Here is a 17728-nt window from a genome sequence, read left to right as displayed (position 1 = left end):
GCACGGCGGCCTGGGGGGGCGGCGCGGGCAGCCCCGCCGGTGGCGATTGCGGCGTGGCCACGGCCAGGCCGGTGGACGCGGGCGCGGCGCCCTGCGCGGCCTGCTCCACCCAGCGGCGCACGCTGGGCAGTTCGGCCGCCAGCGGGGCGGCGCGCGTGAGTTCCTGGTACAGCTGTGCGAGCTGCTTTTGCGTGTCGGCATCGGTCTGCCAGTAGCCCTGGTGCTGGGCCTGCACCAGGCGCTCCAGCGACTGCGCATAGGCCTGCGGGTGTTCCTTGAGCCATTCGGGCAGGCCCAGCTGGTGCTTGTCGCGCACCAGCACGTCGTAGAAGCTTTGCCAGTGGTCGCTGCGCACCGTGTCGGGCGCCACGGCCTGCCAGCCCCAGGCGAACTGCACGGCCTTGAGCACCTGCAGCGTGCCCGAATAGCCCTCGGCCTTCTGCGCCTGCAGCCAGCCCGGGTGCAGGTAGCGCGACTGCATCTCCAGCGCAATGGCGCGCTGCGCGGTCTCGGTGGTGGGCTCGCCCGCGTCCTGCAACTGGGCCACATGAAGCTCCAGCCCCTGCGCTCGCCCGGCCACGCGGGCGGCCGCCGACAGGCCGCCCAGGTACTGGAACGGGTCGTCCGAGCTGACCATGGCATACAGGTGAGAGCTGCGCGACAGGATGGCGGCGTCGGTGCGGCGCAAATGAGCCGCCAATGCCATGGCGCCCAGCGCCTTCGCCGCCGTTCCGCCCGCCACGCCCGTCACGGGCTCGCCCTCCAGATACGGCTGGCTCATGCGCTGCAGGAACATCTGGCCCAGGCGCGCATCGTTGGTTTGCAGGCCATCGCTCTGCACCGCGTCCGACAGGCCGGTGCCGTAGTCGCCCACCGCATTGCCGAACGAGCGCACGCGCGCCAGCTGCTCGGCCTGTGCGCGGGGCACGCCTTGTTTGCGCAGTTCCTGGCCGATCTGCTCGGTGTTGCGCGCAATCACGTTGCCGGGCTCGGCCGTGGCGGCCTGGGCCACCGCGCGGTCGAGCAGCGCCATCAGCGCGGGGAACTGGTCGCGGTACGAGCCGGTGATGCTCATGAGCACATCGACGCGCGGACGTTTCAGCTCGTCAGCGGCGATGGTCTCCACACGCACCGGGCGGCCCGAGTCGTCCCACACCGGGCGCATGCCCAGCGCCACGAGGGCCTGGGCTTCCATGATGCCCTGGTGGCGCAGCGTTTCGCCCGCCCACAGCGACAGCGCCATGCGCTCTGGCGCCTGGCCACCGTGGCGCGCCTGGTAGTCCTTGAACCAGTCGTTGAACAGCGTCTGCGCCACGGCATAGGCCTGGCGCGTGGGCAAACGGCTCGGGTCCAGCCCCGTGAGGTTGCGGCCCGTGGGCAGGCTGTCAGGGTTGCGGATGGGGTCGCCCCCGTAGGCGGCGGGCAGGTAGCGGCCCTCCAGCGCGGCCAGCAGACCGGGCATCTCGCCCTCGGTGGCCAGCAGGCGCTCCAGCTCTTGCGCGCGCTGGGCCAGTTGCAGCAGCGCGGGCGTGTCGATGGGCTTGCGGGCAGCGCGGTTGGGCACGTAGTCTTCGGCGCGCACCAAGCCGTCCTGCGCGGGCTGCGTGTCGGGCAGCGCGGGGCGCAGGTCCAGCACGCTGGCGGCCTCGGCGTCCTTCAAAGCCACCTCCAGCCAACGCGCGGGACGCGCAGCCAACACCGCATCGTGCTTGATCAAAAAGGCCTCGTCGATGTCTTCGCCCAGCGCCTCGATCAGCGGTTTGCGCAGCGCCTGCAGGATGGTTTCGCGCCGCTGCTCGGGCGCGGGCACGCGGCCGAACACGGCCAGGCCCTTGGGCTGCGAGCTTTGCGCGAGCTGGTCCAGGTAGGGGTGCAGGATTTCGAGAAAGCCACTGAAGTCGGCCGCAATGCGCTCGGCACTCCAGCCCAGGTCGCGGTGCAGCTGGTGCTCCACAAACTGCGCTACCAGCTGCTTTTCGAGCGCGCGGCGTGTGGGGCCTTCGTCCACGGTTTCCCATTCGTGCATCACCTCGTGCATGTGGGCCATGCGTGCCTCGAAGCCCGCCGGGGCGAACACGGGCGTGCGGTGGCTCACCAGCACGGCGCGGCCCCGGCGCTTGGCCGTGAGGGCCTCACCCAGGTTGTCCACGATGTAGGGATAGACCACGGGCAGGTCACCCAGCGGCAGCAGCGCGTCGTCGTGCACATCCAGAGCACGCGCCTTGCCACCAGCCCATTCCTGCGTGCCGTGGGTGCCGAAGTGGATGAGCGCATCGGCCTCCCGCTGCGCCCACAGGTACACGGCCAGGTAGTGGTGCGACAGCGGCGCCTTGCTTTTGTGCATGAACGGGTTCTGCCCCAGGCGCAGGGTTTCTTCGCGCGGGGGCTGGGGCAGCACGGCCAGATGGCCCACCTGCAGGCGCGGGATGGCGAATACCTTTTCGCCCTGCCACTCGACCACGTAGCGGCTCTTTTCGGGTGCGCCCCAGTGCGCGTTCATGCGCTCGCGCACGGCCTTTGGAAAAGTGGCCAGGTGCTGCTCATAGCGCACCAGCGGCAGCGCGGCGGCCTGGCCTGACTCCAACAATTTGCGCACGTCGGCGCCGGGGTAATAGGCGGCCAGCAGCGGCTTGAGCCCATCGATCCAGCCCTGCTCGGGCACCTGCTGCGTGCGGTAGCCCGCCTGCGCCAGGCCGCCGGACACCTGCTCCAGGCTGCGCGGCACGTTGAGGAACGATGCGCCAAAGTTGGTGCCGCCCGGCGGGTAGTTGTAGACCATGGCCACCAGGCGCTTGTCGGCTGCCGGTTTGGTCTGCAGCGCGATCAAGCGCCGCGCCTTGGCCGCCACGGCCTGGGCCTGGCGTTCGATGAGGCGAAAGTCACGGCCCTCGGCGCCGTGGGCCGTGACCAAGACCGGATCGATGGCACCGGCAGCCTCAGGCTGCGCCAGATAGAACGGCACGTCGGACAGCGACAACCCCGTTGCGCTTGCCTCCCAGGCAGCGGCATCGCCCGCGCGGTAAGGCTGCGTGCCCAGCAGGGGCGCGCCCCAGCGGGCCAGCAGCGGCTGCAGCGCAGCGGCCTGGGGCACCAGCTGGTGCAGCACCAGGGCGGAGGCATGCAGCCGACCGGGGCCAGAGCCTCCTTCAGCGGGCAACTCCAGCACCTCGGCCAGCGTCTGCGCCGTGACCTGCTGGCCAAAGGCCGCGTAGGCGAACAGGCCTTGCTGGCGGAAGGTGCGCAGCCAGGCATCGAGCCATTCGGTGCTGCCATCCACGAAATGGTGACGGTGCACCAGCACGGCCACCGCGGGCAGGCTCCGCAGCGCGGGCTGGCTCTGGCGCCATTCCTCCAGCGCGGCGGCATTGGGCAGCAGGCGGGGCGCGTCGGGGTGGTAGATGCCTCGGGTCGGCAGGATCTCGGGCGCGGGCAAAACGGGCATGGCAACACCCACCACGGTGGCACGCGCCAGGGCGATGGCGCTCTTCAGGTTGCGCGGGCCACCGGCCTGCAGGTAGGCCACCATGCGGGCGGGCGCATCGAGCGCGGTCAGGTCAGCGGCGGGGGAGCCCGCAGGCACCCAGACCACGCGGCCGGGGGAACGTGTGGCACGGGCATCGAGCTGCGCCCCGGCCATGCGGCGCAGGCGTGCCTCGACGCTGGCGTGCGGTGCATCCACCCACACCAGCGCAGCGCCCGCGAGCGCGCGCTCCAGTTTCTGGGCCTGTGCTGCGTCGAGCACCGCCGGCCCAGCGAGCGGGTAGTCGATGTGCGCAAAACCCAGGCCCGCCTCGGTGGCCAGTCGCTGCACCATGGCCGTGCGGGTGGCTGTGGTGATGTCGGAGGTGAGCCACAGCAGCACGGGCGCTGTTTTATCGGCGCCACCCGCTGCCTGGGTCTTCTCAGCCTGGACGGCATGCACCAGCGGCGCAGCCAGCAGCAGGCACCACAGTGCCGCACGCAGGATCAGCGCCTTCATGGCTTGGCGGGTGCCAGCGCGGCGGCTCCACCCGCGCCACCGGCCGAATCGCCGACAGGAGCAGCGCCCGTTTCAGGGATGTAGACGATATTGCCGTCTTCCAGCTTGTAGGCCACGCCCGCGCGCACGCCCTGCCCTTGCGCTGCGCTGCCAGCGCCTTTGAAGCGCACTTCCTTGCCCTGCTCGCGCACCACCACTTCCATGTCGGGCTGTCCGGGGTTGCGGATGATGGTGACGCTTTCGTTGGCGCTGGTCTGGGTCTGTACGGCCACGGCCGTGAGCAGCGCCACCACCAGCACCAGGAACACGTCCACCAGGTTCACGGCCGACAGCATCGGGTCGTCGTCGTCCTCAGCCAGGACGTTGAGGTGACGCAAGCTCATGCGGCCACCCCGCGCTCCTTGCGCACCACCAGCAGCTCGGCCAGCAGCCAGCGGCGGCGCACCGAGTACACCACCAGGCCCACTGACGCGGCGGCCAGCGCCAACACCACGCCCGCAAACGCGCCGCTGAACACAGCGAGCGCCTGCTGACCGTTGCCCGCCGCCACGCTCTGCAGCGCAGGGCCGAGCGGGATCATCGTGGCGATCAGCCCCAGCATGGGCGACAGACGGCTGAGCAGGCGCACAGGCTCTACCTGGCGCACCAGCTGCAGCTCCAGTTCTTCCATCGACAAGCCAGGGGCCACGTGCAGCGAGCGGTACTGCGGCTGGCGCCAGCGCTGCCAAGCCTCCATCAGCGTCGCTCCGCCCGACCACAGCGCGTAGACAAACGCGAGCCCCACCAGCACCAGCACGGGCCACAACAATGACTGTGCGACCTGAGAAAAACCCGATTCGATGTTCATGCTTCCACTCCCTTGATTCCTTGGTTGTTGTTCTTGCGTTGCAGGGATGGCAGGGCCATCCACATGCCATCCAGATGCCGCACATGGATGCGGTGGTCAAACACGCTCTCCAGCGCGGCGTGGGTGGCGGGCGCATCGCAGGCGCCCTGGTGCAGCACACGGCCATCCGCCATCACCACCATGTCGTCGGCCTGCAGCGCCAGCGAGACCTCGTGCAGCACGCTGACCACCGTGCCGCCCGCATCGACCAGCGCACGCATGGTGTGCAGCCAATCGGTCTGGTGCGGTGGGTCGAGGTTGGCGAGCGGCTCGTCCATCAGCAGCACCTGCGCCTGCACCGCGAGAGCCCGGGCCAGCAGCACGCGCTGGCGCTCGCCGCCCGACAGTTGCGACAGCGGGCGGTGGCGCCAGTCCCAGGCTTGGGTGGTGCGCAGCGCCTGCTCCACCGCCGCGTGGTCAGCGGCCCCCGGCGGGGCCAGCCAGGCCTGGTGCGGCAGGCGGCCCAGCATGGCCACGTCGTAGCTGGTGAGGTCGTCGGCCGAGCCTTCGTTCTGGCCCAGCCAGGCAAGCTGCCGGGCACGTTCGCGCGCGGGGATCTGCGCCAGCGGGCGGCCCAGCAGCTGCACATCGCCCCGCACCGCAGCGCGCGGCAGCAGGCCCGCCAACACCCTGAGCAGGGTGGACTTGCCCGCGCCATTGGGGCCGACGATGCTCGTCCAGCGCCCGGCAGGCAGTTGCAGGTCAATGCCCTGCAATATCAAGCGATTTCCGATGCTAGCGCTTATCTGGCAAGCGCTGATAGCTACTGAATTCATAGTGCCCCACCTTGCGACGTGCGCCGGTGCATGAGCCACAGCAGGTAAGTGCCGCCCAGCGCCGCCGTGAGCACACCCACCGGCAGCTCCTGCGGCGCCAGCAGCCAGCGCGCCAGGATGTCGGCCGCCAGCAGCAGCACAGCCCCCATCAGGCTGGAGAGCACGATGTGCCGCTCGTGCGTTACGCGCACGATGGAGCGCACCAGGTGCGGCGCAGCCAGGCCCACAAAGGCGATGAGCCCCGTCTGCGCCACCGCAGTGCCCGTGGCCAATGCCATGGCGGCCACCAGGCCCGCACGCATGGGCATCAGCGGCAAGCCCAGGCTGGCGGCCGTGGCCTCGCCCAGCGTGAGGCCGTCGAGCGCGCGCGCCAGCATCCAGGCGACCACCGAGCACAACCCCCAGGCCACGGCCATGAGCAGGCAGGCCATCCAGCCCACAAAGGCGGTGCTGCCCAGAATGAAGGCCTGCATGGCCTGCAGGATGTCGGGCGAGGCCAGCTCCACCAGGTCGCGCAGCGCGCCCAGCACCACGCCCACGATCACCCCCGCCAGCAGCAGCCGCAGTGTGTGCTGCACGCCCTGCGCCAAGATCAGCGTCAGCACCACCGCCCCCGCCGCGCCCAGAAAAGCCATGCCCGTGATGCCAATGCGCGCCAGCCACTGCGCCGCCACCGGTGACACGCCAAACAGCGCCATGGCCACCGCCCCGCCCAGTGCCGCGCCCGAGGCACTGCCCAGCAGGTACGGGTCGGCCAGCGGGTTGCGAAACAACCCCTGCGCCACCGCGCCCGACAGGCCCAGCAGCGCGCCCGCCAGCCACGCACCCAGCGTGCGCGGCAGGCGGATGTCCCACACGATCTGCCAGGCCACGGGGTCGCCATGCATGCGCAGCACGCTGTCAAAACCCGTACTGCCCACGCTGGCGCCACACAGGGCCAGCACGGCGCTGGCGAGCAACAGCCAAGCGGCACACCATGCGGCACGGCGGCTTTGCCCGACGTAATTGGTGGACGAATTCACTTGTCGCTATTTCCAATGTTGGCAGCGGCTGCGACAGGCACGGCCGAGGCCAGTGCACCCGTGGAACTGGCTTTGCCAGGCCACTGGGTGCGTCCCCCTGAGGGGGAAGGCGCCGCAGGCGACTCAGGGGGAGCTTTCTCCACCAGGCAGCGCGCCATGATGCGGGCCGCCTCGGCCATGCGCGGGCCGGGGCGCACCACCACGTCGGAGTCGCCGGGGCCGAACACGCACAGCCGGTTGCCCTGGATCGCACGCATGCTGGCCCAGCCGGGGTACGGCACCATGGCCTGCATGCTGCGGTTGCCGATCATGATGATGTCGGGGTTGGCGCGCACCACGAACTCGGGGTTCAGACGGGGAAAAGGCCCGAGCGATGCGGGCACCACATTGCGCACCCCCAGCCGGGTGAGCGATTCGCCGATGAAAGATGCCTCGCCCGCCGCATAAGGCCCGCGGCTCACCTCGAAGTACACGCGCGCATTTTTGGCCCTGGGTGGCAGCGACTGCGCCGCCGCCTGCACACCCGCATCGATCACGCGCCAGAGGCGGTCGGAGCCTTGCGCGCGGGGCACGCCCAGCAGGTCGCTGACGGTGCCGAGCACGCGGCGCACATCGGCGTGGGTCTTGGGCTCCAGGGCCACTACCGTGATGCCCAGCGCCTCCAGCCGGTCGCTGGCGCGCGAGCTGACAGACATCAACACCACATCGGGCTTGAGGGCCACGATGGCCTCAATGCTCGGGTCCAGCCCGCCGCCCACTTTAGGCAGCTTGCCCACCACAGCGTCGGGCCAGTTGGAATAGCGGTCTACACCCACCAGCCGGTGGCATTGCTCCAGCTCGCACACGCTTTCGGTCAATGAGGGCAGCAGGCTCACGATGCGCTGAGGGGGCCGGGGCAGTGAGAGCTCACGGCCCCGGTCGTCCTTGATATGCACCGTCTGCGCACGCGCCAGGCCGGCCATGAGCAGGCCCAACGCGACAAGGATGGCGATCACCCACAGGATGCGGCGCACGGGGGTTGGTTTCATGGGCGGGGTTCTTTCAAAATCAAAGGCAGCCCGGCCGCCATGAGGGTGACGCGCGGGCACAACTGCGCCACTTGCTGGTTGAGTGTGCCCAGGGCATCGACAAAGGCACGCACTTCGCGTCCCATCGGGATGACGCCCAGACCGATTTCGTTGCCCACCAGAACCACGGGCCCGGGGGACTGCCTGATCGCTTCCAAAAACATAGCTGCTTGCGCTTGCCATATATGGGCTAGAGCCTGTTTTTGCTCAATATTCATAGTTTCCACACCGAAAGGCATTGTCCAGTGGGTGAGCCACAGCGTGAGGCAGTCCACCACCACCAGCGTGTGGGCAGCGCTGTGCCGCGCAACGGCGGCGGCCAGATCTCGTGGCTCTTCGATGGTGCGCAGGCCAGGCACGCGCAGGGCGCGGTCGCGCTGGTGGCGTGCAATGCGCTGGCGCATTTCGTCGTCCCAGGCTTCTGCCGTGGCAATCAGCACCGCGCGGTGGTCGCCCGCCTGCGCCAGCCAGTCGCGCGCCAGCAATTCGGCACGGCGTGATTTGCCGCTTTTCTGACCGCCCAGAATGAACTCGGTGGTGATGGCTGCGTGCAGCGTGGTCATAGGGGCGCTCCGCCCATCAGGTGGGCCACAGCCTCGGGGCTGGAGGGAAACCACGCGTGAAAGTAGCTGGCGTGGATGCTGCCCTGCTCGTACAGCGCCTCGCCAGAATCCGGCGCGGCCACTTCACCCGGCCGCGCAGTGCGGGCCACCACGGTGGCGCTGCTGTCGCAGGTCGAATAGTGAAACGTGTGGCCACGCAGCGTGTACCCCGCCACGGCCAGCTGCTGCGGCCCCAGCGCCGCCAGGCGCTTTTGCATGGTCACGCTGCCGGGTAGCAGCCCCCACAGCGGGTCCGTGCTGCCATCGGGCAACGTGATGGATTCCATCAGCGCCATCATGCCGCCGCACTCGGCCCAGAGCGGCTTGCCTGCGCCCACATGTGCACGCAGGCTGGCCTGCATGCCGGTGTTGGCGGCAATCTGCGCGGCGTGCAGCTCGGGGTAGCCACCGGGCAGCCACACGGCGTCGCACTGGGGCAGCGCCGCGTCGTGCAGGGGTGAAAAAAACACCACGCGCGCGCCCATCTGCGTGAGGCACTGCACGTTGGCGGCGTAGATGAAGCAGAACGCGGCATCGCGCGCTACGGCCACCGTGCGGCCCACAAGCAAGGCAGGCACAGCCTCTGTCTGCGCGGGCGCGGGGAAATCCACCGCCCAGCGCTGCAGATCCTGGGCCGTCATCTGCCCCAGCGGCGTGGCCGCCAGCGCATCGGCAGCAGCATCCAGGCGCTGCTGGCTGTCCAGCAGCTCGTGCGCCGCCACCAGGCCCAGGTGCCGCTCGGGCAGCAAGGCCCCGGCAGCACGGGCAGCGCCCACGTCAACGCCCACATCAGCTTTCAAGGTCACCGGCATCAGGGCGCCCAGCCAATCCTGGGGCTCGCGCAAGCCAGCCTGCAGCATGTCGGCATGGCGTGCGCTGCCCACGCGGTTGGCCAGCACGCCCGCCCAAGGCAAACCCGGGCGGTAGTGCTGCAAGCCAAACGCCAGTGCACCAAACGTGCCAGCCATGGCCGACGCGTCCACCACCGCCAGCACCGGCACATCGAAGCGCTGGGCCAGATCGGCCGCACTCGGATCGCCATCGAACAGGCCCATGACGCCTTCGATGAGGATGAGGTCGGCCTCTTGCGCCGCCGCATGCAGGCGCCGGGCGCAGTCGGCTTCGCCCGTCATCCACAGGTCGAGCTGGTGCACCGGGGCCCCGCTGGCAAGCTGGTGCCAGTGCGGGTCCAGAAAGTCGGGCCCGCACTTGAACACCCGCACCTGAAGTCCCCTGCGCGCATGCAGCCGCGCAAGGGCCGCCGTAACGGTGGTCTTGCCCTGGCCGGACGCGGGTGCGGCGACCAGCAGCGCCGGGCAGCGGGCCGATGAAGGTGGAGTCATGCTGAGCGCGTACCGACCAGAGACTGAGCCGCCGCGCCGGGCCGCCCCAAGCAAGGCTGCGCCCCCTCGGGGGGCAGCGACCACACGAAGTGAGAGAGCTTGGGGGCTATGTTCACTGCGGCGCCCACTTCACGCCGACATAGAGCGTACGGCCAGGTGTGGCGTAGGTGCGGGCCAACTGGTAGTCCTTGTCGGCCAGGTTATCGATGCGGGCCAGCAGCGTGTAATCACGGGCAATGCGGGTGCTTGCATACAGGTTGAACAGCGCATAGCCCCCCAGCACATTGGTGTTGGCAGCATTGTCAAACCGGCGACCCGAGGCCTGCACCTCGGCGCCCAGGGTCCAGTCGGCAATGCGCGTGTCGGCACCCAGGGTGGCATGGCGCTTGGCCCGGCGCGCCAGCTGCTTGCCCGTGTCCAGGTTGCGTGGGTTTTGCAGGTCGAGCGAGCCGTGAAGCTGCACACCCGACAGGTGGTAAGACCCGGCAAACGTTACACCCTCGTACTGCGCGCGGGCCGTGTTGGCATAGCAACCGAAGGCAGATGCACAGGTGCCTGCACCCGCGAACGAGATCAGGTTCGAGACCCGGTTGCGGTAAGCCACCACCGAGAAGCTGCTGCGGTCTTGTGCATACCGCAGGCCCAGTTCGGCGTTGCGGCTGGTCTCGGGCTGCAGCGTGGCCACGCCGTATTCGCTGAACCGGTGGTACAGGGTAGGTGCCCGAAAAGCAGTGCCCACCGAGGCCGTTGCGCGCCAGTGTGAAGCAAACGCGTAGCCATAAGACGCACTGCCCGTGTCCTTGCCACCGAATTCGCTGTCGGAATCGTGGCGAACATTGAGCTGTACGGTGTGGCGTCCCGTGTTCAGGCCATAGCCCAGTGCCAGGGCATCCTGCGAGCGGCTGCTGTCGATGGGACTGTTTTGCAAATCGTCTTCGCGGCGCTCCAGGGCGGCACTGAAGCGGTGGGCACCCCAGCGGAAATCGTTCTGCCAGAGGTAGCCGCGCAGCTTTGTCTCGGTGAGGTAAGGCGATGGCGTGGTTTCGTAGCGGTTGACCGAATCGGTCACCGACACGCGCGTGCTGTACACGTCCGACCATTGCGCAGCCCAGCTGAGGCCTGCCGTACGCAGGCGGTTCAGGCTGCGGTCATCCACGGGCCTGGACACGCTGTAAGAGGTATTGTCGTAGCCCGCATTCATTCGGCTGGCCAGCAGCGTCGCGTCCAGACGGTGCCGGGCATTGATGCGAAATCCCAGCCGGGCGTTACCCGAGGTGCTTTGGTAGCCGTCGCGGTCAGGGTTGTGTGAGCCGCTGACCTTGGCATCAAACCCGTCGCTGATTTCGCGCGCAATGCCCAGCGAATAATCGAACGCGCCATCCTGCCCGGCCGCGCCGCTGACCCCGGCCTCGATTTTGCGGGTGCCCTGGCTGCCAATGCCCATGCCCACATAGGGCCTTGCAGGGCCTTCGCCCCGACGGGTGAATAGCTGGATCACGCCACCAATGGCGTCCGATCCATAGACCGCAGCGGCCGGACCGCGCAACACCTCGATGCGATCGATCTGCGACAGCGGAATCTGCTCCCACTGCGCACCACCGGTGGACTGCGAGTCAATGCGCACGCCATCGATATAGACCGCCGTGAAGCGCGATTCGGCGCCCCGCAGAAAAACGCTGCTGGCGTTGCCCACGCCACCGTTGCGTGAAATCTCGATACCCGGCAGGCGTGCCAGCACATCGGCCAGGCCCGTGGCACCGCTGCCTTCGATGGTTTCGCGGTCCACGATGGACACGTCGGCCACCAGATCGGCCAGGGGCTGCTCGGTGCGCGTGGCGGTCACCACGGTGTCTTGCAACGACGGCATGCGTGCGTTTTGCGCCAGCAGCACGGGCGCTGCCCATGGCTGCGCTTGCGCCACCACCTGGGCAGACACCAGCGACAGGACAGCCAGCACGCAGGGGCGCAGGCACAGCGGCGCAATATGGCGCACATGGCGCGCACGAGGGGTACGGTTTTTCATAGGAATCATCGTCAACAAACAACCCGAGCCGGCTTCCCCGCCAGCATGTGGGTGACAAGGCTTCGTTTGCCCTGAAAGGCGCGCGAAACCACCGTGTTGGCCGGTATCCGGGCTGGCGGAGCACCCTCCAATGCCTTCCCAGGCGCTTGTTCAAGGCACCCAGTGGCGTGTGAATGGAGAGGGAATCGGATGATTCGTCCGCTGACCGTTGCGGGGGCAGCGCAGGCTGGGCCCACCATGTTTGGCGGAACCTCCCTGCTTCCCGTTGAACTGCGGTATGTGAACCACACCGCGAGCACCAACGGCGCGATTTTAAGGGCATTCCAGGTGCACCCCTCTACAATCGTTGGCAGTATGGACGCTCCTTCCACCACCGACCAGATCGCCGAACGCGTTGAGCGGCTGCTCTTGCGCCACGCGGAACTCCAGCGCACCAACGCCCTGCTGGCAAGCCAGGTGGCTAGCCTCACGCAAGAGCGCGACTCCCTCAGATCACGCTTGAGCGCCGCCCGCGCCCGGGTGGATGCCCTGCTGGAACGCCTGCCCACCGCCCCCTCCCCCAAGGACGCCGAATGAAACAAATCGAGGTGCAGATCCTGCAGCAAAGCTACCTGCTGTCCTGCCCCGAAGGGCACGAGTCAAGGTTGCTGGAAGCGGTGGAGCGTGTAGACACCGCCATGACGCGCATCCGCGATGCCGGCAAGGTGCGGTCGCGCGAACGCATTGCCGTGCTGGCGGCGCTGAATCTGGCGTTTGACATTGCCGACCGCGAAGCCGCTGACCTGGCGGCCGAGCGTGCACAACCAGCCGGTCACGCCCACACCATCGGGTCAACAAGCCAGCCTTCCGACGCGAGCACCGATGATCAGCAGCTGCAGGCGCTTGTGCGTCGCCTGGATGACGCCTTGGGGGAAGACGGGCGACTGCTCTGAGCAAATCGCACCTGCAGCCACTGTTTACAACGGCAGCGCCTGCAGGGCATGCATCCAGCGCCTACAATGGAGGTGTCTGCGGTGCTGCCGGGCTTTATATTTCCTTGAACCAATGCTCATTGAGCACGGGCTTGGTACATCGCCCGGTGAGCGTGATCATCTCGCGTCAGATGAACCCAACGCCTGGCTGCCCTCGCCCACCTGAACCCCCGGTTCAGGATGCCGGTCCGGTGGCACTTGCAGACACCCTCTTTTTGCCCCCGTCAGTGCAGCAACGCTCTGCGCAGACGTCGCGCCTTCAGTACCCCCGGAATCCTTTGCATGATGCTCGACCCCCTTCTGATTGTTGAACTCGGAATCCTCGGTCTGGGCACAGGTTTTCTGGCGGGCCTGCTCGGCATTGGTGGTGGCATGCTGCTGGTGCCCTTCCTGACCTACATCCTGGGCCACCAGCAAGTAGCCCCCGATCTCGCCGTCAAGATGGCCATTGCCACCTCCATGGCCACCATCATGTTCACCTCGATTTCCAGCGTGCGCGCACACCACAAGCGGGGTGCGGTGCGCTGGGACATAGTGAAGCGGCTGGCGCCGGGCATCGTTATCGGCGGACTGGTGGCGAGCCTGGGCGTTTTTTCGCTGCTCAAGGGTGCATTTCTGGCGATCTTCTTCGGGCTTTTTGTGAGCTTCTCCGCATTTCAGATGTTTCTGGACAAAAAACCGGCGCCGTCCCGACAGATGCCGGGACCCGGCGGTCAATTGGCGGCCGGGGGGCTGATTGGTTTCCTGTCCGGCCTGGTGGGTGCCGGTGGTGGTTTTGTCAGCGTGCCCTTCATGACCTGGTGCAACGTGGCCATTCACAATGCCGTCGCCACCAGTGCCGCACTGGGCTTTCCGATTGCCTTGGCGAATGTGGTGGGTTATGCGGTGGGCGGTCAATCCGTGGACGGCCTGCCCGCAGCCTCGCTCGGCTATATCTGGCTACCGGCTCTGGCAGTCATCGCCACCTGCAGCGTCATGACAGCGCCCTTGGGCGCCCGCGCCGCGCACCAACTGCCCGTGAAACAGCTCAAACGTGTGTTTGCCAGTTTGCTGTTCGTGCTGGCGGCCTACATGCTCTGGAAGGGCGTGTCCGCGTTCTGAGGGAAACCCCCTGCGATACGGTAAGGCCACATGCTGAGCGCCCTCCCCGTGCTCTTGCGCTGCGGGAGCGAGCGATTCGCCCAGTCTAGGTGTCAGGCATCTCTGGCGCAAACTGCGCCAGCCCGAGGGTGGACTTGCCCAGCAGTTGCCGGAACTCGGCCGAAGGCAGGCCAGGCGAACACAGGTATCCCTGAAAATGGCCACACTGCATCTGTTGCAGCACGGCGCGTTGGGCAGATGTTTCCACACCCTCTGCCACCACTTCGATATGCAGTGCGCGCCCCATGCTGATGATGGCACTGACAATGGCACGGTCCCCATCGTCTTCGGGCAGGCCCCGCACGAACGACTGGTCGATTTTGAGCTTGTGGATGGGCAGCTTCTTCAGATAAGCAAGGCTGGAGTAGCCCGTCCCAAAGTCGTCGATGGCGAGGCTCACACCAAGTTCTGACAGGGCTCCCAAGCGCAGCTCCATTTCGTGCGCATCCTGCAGCAAGATGGTTTCGGTCAGCTCCAGTTCGAGCAAGGTCGGTGGCAACTGGTGCACTGCCAGCAGACGCGTCAGACGTTCCACGAAATCTGCCTGGCGAAACTCCAGCGCAGAAACGTTGACGGACACCATAATGGGCATGCCATCCCGCATCCATTGCGCAGCTTCGCGCACAGCCTGCTCCATCACCCATGCCCCCAGCGTCACGATATAGCCGGACTCCTCAGCCAACGGCACAAACTGTGCGGGTGATACGGCACCAAACTCAGGGTCCGTCCATCGGATCAGCGCCTCTGCCCCGATGATCCTGCCGGTAATGAGGTTCACCTGCGGCTGATAATGCACAGACAGGCGCTGCTCGCCCAGCGCCTGACGCATGGCGTGCTCAAGCTTCATGCGCGAGAGCAGGTTGGCGTTCATCTGTGGCTGGTAAAAACCGTAGTTGCCACGCCCTCTCTCTTTGACACGGTACATGGCGGTGTCTGCCTGCTTGATGAGGTCGTCCAGCGTAGCCCCGTCTTGCGGATACAGCGCTATGCCAATGCTGCACTGTATGGAGAAACCCATGCCATCCAGCAAGAACGGCTTGCGCATGTCATCGAGTATTCGGACCGCCACGCTTTCCGCCACCACGGCGTCGGCGCCATGTAAATAAATCACAAACTCATCGCCGCCGAGGCGGCACAACATATCCGTTTGCCGCAGGCAGGCCTGCAGCCGCTCTGCAACCAGCTGCAATACCCGATCACCAAAAGGATGGCCCAGCGAGTCGTTGATGATCTTGAACCGGTCCAGGTCCAGGAAAAGGATGGCAAATCCGGTGTCGCTGGCGCGCCCCCCCTGAGTCGCGGTGTGCACCCGCTGCGAGAGCAGCAGCCGATTGGGCAGACCCGTCAGGACATCGCTGTATGCAAGCTCCTCGATGCGTTTCTGGGCCGCGTGCTGCAACGTCAGGTCGCGCATGAAGCCAATGCTTTGTACAACCCGGCCTTCATCATCGCGCAGCGCAACCCATGAAAGATGCACGGCGCAGTAGGCACCGTTGTCGCGTGGCAACCAGAGCTCGCCCTCCCAGAAGCCTTCACGATCCCATCCGGCCAGCACCTGTTCCATTAAGGATGCGTCCGAACCACTACCAAACAAGGACGCCGCCAGGCATCCCTCAAACGCTGCAGAGCAAGGCCCCACCAAACGCTCGCAGCCCGGATTCATGCGCATGAGCTGGTGCTGGCTATCTGCAATGAAGATGGCGTCCAGGCTGGAATCAAAAACCCGTGCCGCCAGACGCAGGCTAGCCTGCACCTCGGTCTGGCGGGTGATGTCCCGAAAGGAATACACACGTCCCACGGGTCGTCCCTTGTGAAGCTGGGGCACAACGCGGCGCTCCACCGTCATGCCGCCGTGCAACTCCAGGATGTCGGTGCGCTCCAGCAGCGGCTCACATTCAATGGCGGCAAGGCGCGCCTGATAGTCCTCTACATCCACCACCATGGATGAGAGATGCTCGTGCACCGCAGCGTCATTGCGCTGCAGCAATAGCGCCCGCGGAATATTCCAGATTTGCGCCAGCCGCTGGTTAAAGGCACGCACGCGCCCGTCAAGCCCGCACACCAGCATGCCGTCGGCAGCGGAGTCGAGGGTGGCGCGCAATTCGGAGAGCAAGGTTTCCAGCTCCTGCTCGGTAGCGTTCTGGGCACTGCGGTCCAGCATGGTGAGCATGAGAACAGCGTGCCCATCGCCCGGGTTCACCCATGTGACGCGTCGATCCACAGGCACCAGCACACCATCTGCTCGCAACATGCTGGTGTGAGAGTGAATGCCAGCTGCAAGGGTGGCCTTGGGCTCGGCCCAGAAGGCATGGTCCTGGGGAGTCGTCGCCAGGCTTGTTACGGGCTTGCCCGCCATGTCGCTGCCGGGCATTCCGGCCAACTGCTCCGCTGCCTTGTTCGCGTGAAGGATGCAAAGACTCTTTTCTTCCACAAGCCACACGGCTTCCAGCAGTCCATCCAGCCATGCATGCAGCGGAAGAAAACTCACGCTTGCGCCTCGTCTGGACCTGGGTCCACCGCGCGTTCAAAGAAATAGCACATTCGTTTGCGGGGCGACAGGTAATCGAGCGCATCGCGAGGCAACTGGGCCGGCTTCAGGCTGCGTCGTATACCTAGCTCGGGCATCGCCTCCAGGTCCAGCACCGGCGCCTCGTCCTTGGGAACACGGGTGTCATGAACAATCACTTTTGGGCGCAGCGGCCTGGAAGAGTTCACCGACACCACGATGGCGTAGCGGTCATTTACCAGCTGAACCACGGATCCCGGCGGATATACCCCCATCATGCGGATGAAAGCACCCAGCACTACCGGATCAAAGCGCGCTTTGAGCTGGGCAAAGATGACCGAGAGGGCTTCATGGGGCGTCGGGACGTCGACACTTCCAACAGGGTTACACATGCGGTCGTAGTGATTGACCAAGGCCAGAATCTGGCCAGAGCGCCCCATGTCTTCGCCCACGAGACGCAGGGGGAATCCGCTACCGTCTGCCATTTCATGGTGCTGGGCTATTGCGGTCAGAACAGCATCTGACAGTCCCATTTGCTGGGCAAAAGCGACTGAATGCCCCACATGCGCCTCATAACGCTCTCGCGCGGCCGGAGTTAGCCCGGCGTCAGCTGGTGCGTTGAGCTTGCCCAGATCGTGCAGCAACGCAGCCATCCCGAGCTGGTGCATTTCCGGGGTTTTCATGCCCAAAGCCTTGCCCAGCAAGAGGCTGACCACCATGACATTGACGGGGTGCAGCGCGCTGCTCTCGCCCACGCCTTCTGACAGGAGACGGATCACTACGTCCCCGTTCTGCAGCAATTCCTTCAGGCAGTCCGCCACCAGCGCTTCGCTGTGATGGCGAGCCAGGTCTCGCTGCGCGCCAACTGCACGCTCTACGGCCTGATACTGCCGTGTCGCGTCCTCGAAACGCTGGTTGCATGCGGCCAATAGCTGGTTCTGACGCTGCAAGTGGGCGCGATTCTGGGCGGCGATGGAATCTGCAATTACAGCCGGGACAACCGGGTCTGCTGCCAATTCCGGGTCGTCCACATCAGGCACCTTGGCCACGACCGCGTCCAGTGCGGGATCACTTTTATGGGGATAGTAACGAACTTCGGAAAGGCCAAGCTCCCTGAGCGTGGCAATCTGGCTCGCCGAAACGATGCGAAAGCGGCTCACTGGGAAAGGATGGTGCAACCAGCCCACGTCCAACTGAACGTACATGCCGATGCGAAGCTGACTGATGTCAATGAGGAGGGAAGAATTCACAGCACATAAAATGATACATGGTGAGATGAATTCCACCAATAGTTACTGCAATTATCACCCGGTCACCAACTCCAACACGGTTGCCGTGCAGCTAACGGCACCACAAGGAGGGTTTGTAGATCAGATCCATCCACAGGGCCCAACCCGCAACCCCCACCAGTAG

14 protein-coding genes, 1 other RNA gene and 1 riboswitch are annotated in these 17728 nt (G+C 66.3%); of the genes, 4 read left to right on the top strand and 11 right to left on the bottom strand.

Annotated features, from left to right (window positions below):
• The 9 genes from cobN to DTW89_RS15330 all read right to left on the bottom strand — a co-directional run.
• A partial coding sequence (gene cobN, locus DTW89_RS15370; protein ID WP_114656571.1) for a cobaltochelatase subunit CobN occupies window positions 1-3979 on the bottom strand: 3979 nt, incomplete at its 3' end.
• Complete coding sequence (locus DTW89_RS15365; protein WP_114656570.1) at window positions 3976-4362, bottom strand: DUF2149 domain-containing protein; 387 nt, start codon at window positions 4360-4362, stop codon at window positions 3976-3978. The genes DTW89_RS15365 and cobN, both read right to left, overlap by 4 nt.
• A complete protein-coding gene (locus DTW89_RS15360) occupies window positions 4359-4826 on the bottom strand; it encodes a hypothetical protein (RefSeq protein WP_114656569.1) in 468 nt (155 codons plus the stop codon). The genes DTW89_RS15365 and DTW89_RS15360 overlap by 4 nt, the downstream gene beginning before the upstream one ends.
• The gene (locus DTW89_RS15355; RefSeq protein ID WP_114656568.1) at window positions 4823-5641 is read right to left on the bottom strand and encodes an ABC transporter ATP-binding protein; all 819 of its coding nucleotides are present in this window, start codon (window positions 5639-5641) and stop codon (window positions 4823-4825) included. The genes DTW89_RS15360 and DTW89_RS15355 overlap by 4 nt, the downstream gene beginning before the upstream one ends.
• Window positions 5638-6663: a FecCD family ABC transporter permease gene (locus tag DTW89_RS15350; protein ID WP_114656567.1), complete on the bottom strand. Its 1026-nt coding sequence runs from the start codon at window positions 6661-6663 to the stop codon at window positions 5638-5640. The genes DTW89_RS15355 and DTW89_RS15350 overlap by 4 nt, the downstream gene beginning before the upstream one ends.
• A complete protein-coding gene (locus tag DTW89_RS15345; protein WP_236637165.1) occupies window positions 6660-7691 on the bottom strand; it encodes an ABC transporter substrate-binding protein in 1032 nt (343 codons plus the stop codon). The genes DTW89_RS15350 and DTW89_RS15345 overlap by 4 nt, the downstream gene beginning before the upstream one ends.
• Window positions 7688-8293: a bifunctional adenosylcobinamide kinase/adenosylcobinamide-phosphate guanylyltransferase gene (locus tag DTW89_RS15340; protein ID WP_114656566.1), complete on the bottom strand. Its 606-nt coding sequence runs from the start codon at window positions 8291-8293 to the stop codon at window positions 7688-7690. Before DTW89_RS15340 ends, DTW89_RS15345 begins: the two co-directional genes overlap by 4 nt.
• Window positions 8290-9675 carry a cobyrinate a,c-diamide synthase gene (locus DTW89_RS15335; protein ID WP_114656565.1) on the bottom strand — a complete coding sequence of 462 codons (1386 nt, stop codon included), beginning with the start codon at window positions 9673-9675 and terminating at the stop codon, window positions 8290-8292. Before DTW89_RS15335 ends, DTW89_RS15340 begins: the two co-directional genes overlap by 4 nt.
• Window positions 9676-9787: 112 nt before the next feature.
• Entirely contained in the window at window positions 9788-11698 is a 1911-nt protein-coding gene (locus tag DTW89_RS15330; protein WP_114656564.1) for a TonB-dependent receptor domain-containing protein, read from the bottom strand.
• A gap of 81 nt (window positions 11699-11779) precedes the next feature.
• A riboswitch (cobalamin riboswitch) is annotated at window positions 11780-12016 on the bottom strand.
• 36 nt (window positions 12017-12052) lie between these two features.
• On the opposite strand from DTW89_RS15330, the gene DTW89_RS15325 reads away from it, so the two are divergent.
• From DTW89_RS15325 to DTW89_RS15310, 4 genes are all read left to right on the top strand, one after another.
• Complete coding sequence (locus tag DTW89_RS15325) at window positions 12053-12274, top strand: hypothetical protein (protein WP_024815424.1); 222 nt, start codon at window positions 12053-12055, stop codon at window positions 12272-12274.
• Window positions 12271-12630 carry a cell division protein ZapA gene (locus tag DTW89_RS15320; RefSeq protein WP_111866898.1) on the top strand — a complete coding sequence of 120 codons (360 nt, stop codon included), beginning with the start codon at window positions 12271-12273 and terminating at the stop codon, window positions 12628-12630. Before DTW89_RS15325 ends, DTW89_RS15320 begins: the two co-directional genes overlap by 4 nt.
• A gap of 70 nt (window positions 12631-12700) precedes the next feature.
• Window positions 12701-12880: non-coding RNA, 6S RNA (gene ssrS / locus DTW89_RS15315), on the top strand.
• A 74-nt stretch (window positions 12881-12954) separates the two neighbouring features.
• Entirely contained in the window at window positions 12955-13770 is an 816-nt protein-coding gene (locus DTW89_RS15310; protein ID WP_114656572.1) for a sulfite exporter TauE/SafE family protein, read from the top strand.
• Window positions 13771-13855: 85 nt separating this feature from the next.
• On the opposite strand, the gene DTW89_RS15305 is transcribed toward DTW89_RS15310, so the two are convergent.
• A complete protein-coding gene (locus DTW89_RS15305) occupies window positions 13856-16297 on the bottom strand; it encodes a sensor domain-containing protein (RefSeq protein WP_114656563.1) in 2442 nt (813 codons plus the stop codon).
• A complete protein-coding gene (locus DTW89_RS15300) occupies window positions 16294-17565 on the bottom strand; it encodes an HD-GYP domain-containing protein (RefSeq protein WP_114656562.1) in 1272 nt (423 codons plus the stop codon). Before DTW89_RS15300 ends, DTW89_RS15305 begins: the two co-directional genes overlap by 4 nt.
• Between the last annotated feature and the right edge of the window lie 163 nt (window positions 17566-17728).

The organism is Acidovorax sp. BoFeN1 (genome assembly GCF_003345135.1).
In the GTDB taxonomy this organism is placed as follows: domain Bacteria; phylum Pseudomonadota; class Gammaproteobacteria; order Burkholderiales; family Burkholderiaceae_C; genus Acidovorax; species Acidovorax defluvii.
The sequence above is the reverse complement of the archived record's forward strand: the minus strand, read 5'-3'. Positions and strand labels throughout refer to the sequence as shown.